Genomic DNA, 7,127 nt, shown 5'->3' with positions numbered 1-7,127 from the left:
CCCGGGATGCCGCTACTCGAGCCGCTTGAAATCAGAGCATCAGCATTCCTTGGTGGGCAGGAAGCTAATGTGATAACGCCCTCCGCTGCGCTGCAGCTTCCACAAAACGGTCCTTCGACAACTCTTGTTTTATGCCCCCTCTTCATAGCGCTTACGTTCTGCGTCCGTCGCATTGCGCCACTCCGCGCGAATTAGGTCCATTCGCCGAGGAATACTGTCTTCCAGGACCTCCGCCTCAGTAATCCGTTCTGTCCGAAAGTAACGAAAGCCTTCTCGCATTTCGCACCATGCGGCGATGATGCGGCTGGTGTCCCGATATCCCAGCAGTATGGGCCATATCACACGATGGGTCTTTTGGCCTGAATTGTCTGAATATTTCAAGACTATCTTCTTGCGGCGCCGAATGGCCAGACGAATGGCCGCGGCGCCAAGTACTTCATCCGGCTGAGCAACAGGCGCGACGCTTACGGCCGGCTGAAGAAACGACGTTCGGTACTTGTCAGGTGCGACAGCTTCCAGCTTGGTGATCAGCTTCTCTGCCGCCAGCGCAAGCTCGGGTTCGCCTCGGGTCTGGACCCACAGCATGCCAAGCGTAACGGCCTCGATCTCGTCCGGGGTCAGCATCAGCGGTGGCATATGAAAGCCAGGCTCCAACACATAGCCGACCCCGGCCTCGCCATTGATCGGCACGCCCTGACCCATCAGCGCAGCAACATCGCGGTACACCGTACGCTTGGTCACGCCAAGTTCTTCACCAATAGACTGGGCAGAGATCGGGCCTTTGGCACGTCTCAGGATCTCGATGACTTCAAATAGCCTGTCGCCGCGCCTCATGTGATCTCCTTTCGATGAAACAGAGCATACTGACACTATGCTGACAACACGCTGTCAGCATAGGCGCGGTAGAAGCAGGAAAGACATCAAAAAAGGAGATCAGAATATGGGACACTTCATTGCTCTCAGCCTCGCCGCTGTTTTGCCAACAGCACTCGTTGCGGAGTCGGCGGAGCAGCGGGGAACCGCGCCGATCATGGCCATGGGCGCCTACGTGCCGACGGACGATATGAAGGAATCGGAGGCCTTCTACCGCACCCTATTCGGCAGTGAACCGACAATCGGGCTACCTGAATTCGTGGCTTTCGACGTGGCTGGTGGCTGGTTCGCAATCGTGTCACGGGACAAGTACGCACCGGGGTCCGAGGCAGGTTCGGGCGCAGTTCCCTACCTACAATCCACCGATCTGGAAGTCTTGCATGCCCGCGCTACAGCTGCCGGTGTGACCGCGCCGGAGATCATCGAAGAGCCGGGCATCCACCTGCTCAAGATCACCGACCCCAACGGTCAGCTGATCGAGTTTTTCAGGCTGACCGATCAGTGACGCTCACAATACTCAGCGCAATCTCAAAGGATATCGCACCATGCAGATGAATTACTTCGTCGTTGGTACCAACGACATGGCCGCCGCAACGCACTTCTATGACCAGCTCTTTGGGCAATTAGGCCTGGAGCGCATCTCACCCACCGACAGAATGACATACTGGCTCGGACCTGGCTTTGCCTTCGCAGCCGCCATCCCGTTCGACGAAAAACCCGCCACGAATGGCAACGGAACCATGGTCGGCTTCAGCGTCGGGTCGGCTGAAGAGGTCGAAAGGCTGCACGCATTGGCCATTGAGCTTGGTGGCACGAGCGAAGGCGAACCGAACCAACGTGGACCGCGCTTCTCGGCCTACGTCAGGGATCTGGACAGTAACAAGATTTGCCTCTCCGCCTGAGGCAGGTCCCAAACGCACTTTCCGATTGAAAGGAGAAGACTTTGAAACTCGTTCTTTTGGGTGCGAATGGGCGGACAGGTAAGCTTGTGCTCGCAAAGGATATAGATGTCACAGCAGTCGTTCATTCTGCAGACAAAGCACCTGATCTCCAACATAAAAGACTGAAAGTGATGGTCGGTGATCCCTGTGACCTTGTGTTCCTCACATTAGTTTTTCGCGACCATGACGCCGTTATTTTGACGTTGGGCGGTCGGCTGCCTTCGAAAGTCGCGACATCGGTGTACTACCGATCTGCGGTCACCATCGTCGAAGCTGCGTCCGTGACGGGCCTCAAACGGGTTCTGGTGACCTCGACGGCGTTTCTATTTCCAGACCAAACGCTGCCGGGAAAATTCCTTCGTTTCGTTATGCCGAACGTTGTGCGCAGCGTCAGTCGCATTGAGGATATCTTGAAAGAGCCTGGTCTAGACTGGACTTCGGCCCGCGCGGGATTCCTCAATGACGCCATCGTAGCGACATACCGTGCCCAAAGAGATGCTCACCCCAAAAACGGAACAGCAGTTTCCCGGTTGGCACTTGCGCAATTCCTGATCGATGCCATCTCGGACTCTGAGACCCAAGGGGCGACAAACGGCATGTCGCAAACGAGCACATGACAAAAATCACATTCACTCGCCTACCCGAGATCGCAGTCGAGGATATTGCGGATCATATGTCCGACCCAGCTCTGGCTCTGCATATGCCTTTGCTCCAAGGCAATTGGGATGAGCGGCGCACAGCTGACTTCGTGGCAATGAAGGAAGCCAAGTGGGCGCAGGACGGGTTGGGCCATTGGGCGATTCTGGCGGACGGCGCGTATGTGGGATGGGGCGGCTTTCAGCGTGAAGGTCCTGACTGGGACTTCGGCCTCGTGCTGAAACCCTCAGCCTTCGGGTTGGGGATGAGGATAACCGCTCAAGCTCTGGAGTTTGCGCACGGCGACGATCGTATCCCATCCGTGACGCTCCTGCTTCCCCCTAGTCGCACAAAGTTAGGGGCTTTGAAGCGCATGGGCGCAGAGTTTGATGGCGAGATGACACTCGATGGATCGCTGTTCCGAAAGTACCGCCTTGTAACCAGCGCCCCTTGAGACCAGCCCATGACCGGCCTTCGACTTGCAGTCAGGTTTCTGCGATCGCAACCCGCATTGCAGACATTCGCAGTAAGCGGAAATCACCTGCAGCTCAAACTGACGCTTCGCGCGTCGTTGCGACCGAACACTTTGATGGAAAAGACATTCACCAACTAAGGTACCCGCCGTCGGTGCGGATCGCGGCGAGGTACGGCGCTGAACCCCTTTTGGTCAATGCCGTGCGAGGCATTAGTGGCTGGCAGCCATGGCAAAGTTGCAGATGTATGTTTTTCTGGACGTCAGATCAGATCAAACTTGCACGATTGTGATGTAAATTTCTTTTTTGCAACGCGTCACATTCAATGGCTCAAGCCGGCTAATCCATTCTGTTCGAATTTTCGAGGTTTCGAGTGTTCGTGATGCGGTAATATTGGCATGCAGTATGCCACACGGTGGTACCGGAGTGACCCCGTGTGGCATTGCTTTAGGCAATCAGGTTCTGATCAATCACTTCGAACGCAAATTCGTCGACTGTAAACATGGTGCCGTCTAATGCTGACAGCTCAACTGCGTCAAAGGTCGTACGCCCCAGCGATCCTGCGAAATCGCCATCTTCAGCATCCGCCACCATGGTGCCGACAAGAACACCGTCATCGTAGAAGGCAACCTCGACTTCACCGCTGCCGTGACTGTCGCCAAAGCTAAAGATGAACTCCACCGCTTCCAGGTCCGTGTCTTCCAACGCAATTCTGAGGCTTTCGTCACCGTCAACCGATGCAGCATCGCGGCTAAACAACGAGTCGTCGAATGAGAACACGCCAATCGCCCCATGCTTGATCGCGACCAGTTCAAAATCGGTCGGATCGACCGCATCTACCTTGATACCCACATCCGAAAACGTCAGGCTGTTCCGAACCGGACCAAGCTTGTCGACATCCACGACTTCGCCGTCAATGCTCTCAAAGGCCTTGGTTTTGAACCAGCGGCCCGCTTCGAACTCAACGGCCAAACTCTGGGTTTCTGGAATGAACAGGCTTGCCACCATTGGATCGTGATCCGAGGCCCGCCCGCTGGTTGCGGCGAACTCCGAGTTGACGTGAACGATGTCAACCAGTGCCCCGGAATGCAGATCCTCGGACACCAGAATATGGTCCAGCGATTGGCTGTTGCCCTGAAACTCAAAGCTATAACGTTCGTCTTCCGGAATATCGTTTGTCAGGTTGACGAGGTCGGTATTGGTCTCAAGGTCAGCCACGGGTGAGACAAATTCAAACTCGTTGAAGTCACCCAACACAACCGTATTGGCGGCATCACCCAGTCCGTTGACGAAATCCTGAACGGCCTGGCTCTGGGCCTGGCGCTCATCCAGACTGCCGTTCACATCAACGTCTTCTTGACGTGCGGCAAAGTCCTGTTCGGTTCCCAGAATGGGCGCAGAACCACCTTTGGATGAAAAGTGGTTGTTGACCACCGTGACGGTTTCACCGTTGAAGACAAAGTCGGCAACCAGCGGCAGGCGCGCCCCTTCAAAGGCTTCGCCTTCACCTTGGCCGCCGATAGTCTGCACGGATCCTTCCACTAACGAGACACGATCAGGGTTGTAGAGAAAGGCGGTGCGGATATTGCCGCCGGGCTGACCCCCGGATGTTCCGTCCCCGATAAAGGTGTTGTCGATCACCTCATAAGCCGGACCACCCGCCGCCAGGATAGCCGCGGCCAGTTCCGCCAGGGTTTCCGACGCCGAAACGGCCCCGTCATCGTCCGAGCCCGAGTTGTCCTGCACCTCTTGCAGACCAATGATATCCGGGCTGTCGAGGTTATTGGTGATCTGCTCGGCAATGGCGGCAAACCGACCGTCGGCAACATCTTGGTCGCCGTCGCCATCATTGGGGTCGAGGTTAAGAACATTGTATGTCGCAATTGTCAGCTCGTTGCTTGAACTTGCGAGTGTGGTCGTTTCCTGTTCCAACCCTGCTGACTGGATATTCGGTGTAAAATCCTCGGTCGGCAGGATTTCGTAATTTCCGAAACTATAGCCCACCACACCCGTGACGTCGCCAAGGTGATCGCCGACATTCACGGTTGGAAAGTCAAAATCGAAAATCCCACTGTCTTCGTCGATCTGGATTTTCTCAGGATTGAAGTCGTCTGGTGAGATATTGAGCGTTCCGCGCTCTGAAAGACCGGTTGCGCCACTGCCCTGATCGGCAACCGCAAAGATTTCACCGAACCGGCTGGTTCCGCTGACGGCTTGCAAATCCGTTGCAGTCACGCGCATCCCTTCCAGGCTTTCGAAGAAGTCGATGCCATCCTGGGTTGGATCGAATGAGGCAAACGCATCATCGTCGATGCTTTGGTTGGGCACCGCCCGCTCACCCGGATCATTGCCAATCAGCACTGCTTCGGGCAGCGCATTGCCCGATGACTGCACCTCGAGGTCAAAAACATTGGTCAGTTGGGTGGTCGGCAGGTTGCCACTGCCTGTGCCGCCGGGAAAGAACTCGGCAACGGTTCCGCCCACGGAAATGGCGTCACCTACTGACACTATAGGGCTTGATCCGGTGAACACGAAAATCGCGTCCGAGGTCGCATCATTGCCGTCGCCTTCCGAATCCTGAAGATAGAACCCGTTGGAATCTACCGCAGTGACGATGCCGCTGGTTGAAACCATGTCGCCCAGAACGTTTGATGGGCCGGCAGGCAAGTCCTCGAAGAATTCCGCAACCGTTTGCCCATCTGCCAAAACAAACTCCGACACATGGCCTGCGCCCTGGATTTCATAGATCGACACGATTTCAATGTCGCTGGCCGAGATGGACACCTCGACAACAGGGGTCAGAATACCGTCGAAAGCGGGATCGCCCGAGGTTACCGTGTGCTGAATGTCCACGACTTCGGCTGCTTCGGGCAGATCGTCGTCAACGGCGGTGACGGCGACTTGCTGAGGCTGGTCAAAATTGGTTGCGTCAAACACCAATTCGGTTGGTGCAACGTCAAGATCAGCTCCTGCGGCTATGGTGATCGTGACGGGTTGCTCGGGCGCGACAGACAACGTGACTTCATAACTATCCGCCATGCCCCCTTCATCGGCTGCCAGGTCCAGATCATTTATGATGACCGATGGTGAAGGCGCGGCATCCGTGACGGTGAACCCGGCAGGTTCGACATCGTCAATCCTGGTATTGCTGGTCGTCCAGTTTGCGGGGTCATTAATGGCGGCCTGCAATTCGGCCTTTGTACCGGTGAGAGGGCCATCATAAACACCGTTGTCGGTTTCGGTGAGGGCGATTGCGCTGGTGCCGACTGTCAGCCCCGAGGGCAGTGCAGACGTATTCGACGATGTTGCGTCAGGTTCATATCCGTCGCCATTGAAATGAACCGATGCGACAAAACTGGGCGTGTCGTCGTCACTCTGATACGCGTGGATCTGATCGCCGCTGGCCGAGAAGTTTGGGCCGGTAAATTCGGGATTGATCACCGTACCTGCAGCAATGTTTGCGGGTGCCGTCCAGACGAAAATCCCCTCGCTACTGCGGAAACCGCCGGCTGCGAACCAACCGTTGTCAGTGAATTTGATCTCGGTTCCTGCCTCGATGTCGGTCAAAGCAACAAATGTGAACTCGTCGGGATTGTCGGAATTGAACCCGGTAAACGCAATATCGCCTGCAGCCAATGTAGTAACCATGTGAGCCTCGCTTTTTGATCTGGTGAAAGAACAGCGAGTCGATATGCGACTCGCCGCAGCACTACTCACGGTAGCTCAACCTGGAGATGTTAGTTACATGGCTGTTCGTAGCCGCCATAATACGGCGGAGCTTTGCCGTCTGAAATCACGGCAAGGTATTTCGATCTTTGCTCAGCAGTCCAACCTTCTACGATCCGAGCCCAGGATCTCCGTATTTTCTTGGGATGTCGGCCGGTATCGTCATGTGACCTTATCGATGTTTCTGGTAGGGAACCTTCGATTCCGAGGAAAATTCTAGTCTGGGTGTGGCTGCAGTAGGATGGACCAAGCCCTCGTCTAACTGATTTGTTCGAACCGTTGCGTACGGCCCTGAACGGCCGTTGAACGACGAGTATCGGCGCTGCGGTGCGGCCCGTCAGAGGAGACTTTCGCTGCATTAGCGAAATTTGGTGGATACCAAATTCACAGTCCGCGCAACAAACTGGCATTCCCGAAACTATCAACCGCTGCAGCGCAGCTTTACCAAACCGGCCATTTGCCGCTACCGCACATTGCT

Annotated in this window: 6 protein-coding genes; 4 read left to right on the top strand and 2 right to left on the bottom strand. The window is 55.7% G+C overall.

The window, feature by feature from the left end; all coding sequences use genetic code 11:
• Positions 1-129: 129 nt before the first annotated feature.
• Complete coding sequence (locus AC2FLA_RS21245; RefSeq protein WP_496725090.1) at positions 130-834, bottom strand: helix-turn-helix transcriptional regulator; 705 nt, start codon at positions 832-834, stop codon at positions 130-132.
• Between the two features lie 106 nt (positions 835-940).
• Here AC2FLA_RS21245 and AC2FLA_RS21240 point away from each other — a divergent pair, with 106 nt between their 5' ends.
• Genes AC2FLA_RS21240 through AC2FLA_RS21225 form a run of 4 tightly spaced genes read left to right on the top strand, consistent with a single transcriptional unit; the run spans position 941 to position 2,904 of the window.
• The gene (locus AC2FLA_RS21240; protein ID WP_496725088.1) at positions 941-1,378 is read left to right on the top strand and encodes a VOC family protein; all 438 of its coding nucleotides are present in this window, start codon (positions 941-943) and stop codon (positions 1,376-1,378) included.
• A gap of 40 nt (positions 1,379-1,418) precedes the next feature.
• Positions 1,419-1,775 carry a VOC family protein gene (locus AC2FLA_RS21235; RefSeq protein ID WP_496725086.1) on the top strand — a complete coding sequence of 119 codons (357 nt, stop codon included), beginning with the start codon at positions 1,419-1,421 and terminating at the stop codon, positions 1,773-1,775.
• Positions 1,776-1,816: 41 nt separating this feature from the next.
• Positions 1,817-2,431, top strand: a complete 615-nt coding sequence (locus AC2FLA_RS21230) for an NAD(P)-dependent oxidoreductase (protein WP_496725084.1) — start codon at positions 1,817-1,819, stop codon at positions 2,429-2,431.
• Positions 2,428-2,904 carry a GNAT family N-acetyltransferase gene (locus tag AC2FLA_RS21225; RefSeq protein WP_496725082.1) on the top strand — a complete coding sequence of 159 codons (477 nt, stop codon included), beginning with the start codon at positions 2,428-2,430 and terminating at the stop codon, positions 2,902-2,904. Before AC2FLA_RS21230 ends, AC2FLA_RS21225 begins: the two co-directional genes overlap by 4 nt.
• Before the next feature lie 466 nt (positions 2,905-3,370).
• Here AC2FLA_RS21225 and AC2FLA_RS21220 read toward each other — a convergent pair whose 3' ends face one another.
• Positions 3,371-6,571, bottom strand: a complete 3,201-nt coding sequence (locus tag AC2FLA_RS21220) for a DUF8508 domain-containing protein (protein WP_496725080.1) — start codon at positions 6,569-6,571, stop codon at positions 3,371-3,373.
• Between the last annotated feature and the right edge of the window lie 556 nt (positions 6,572-7,127).

Source organism: Ruegeria sp. CDSA033 (assembly GCF_059612305.1).
The sequence above is the reverse complement of the archived record's forward strand: the minus strand, read 5'-3'. Positions and strand labels throughout refer to the sequence as shown.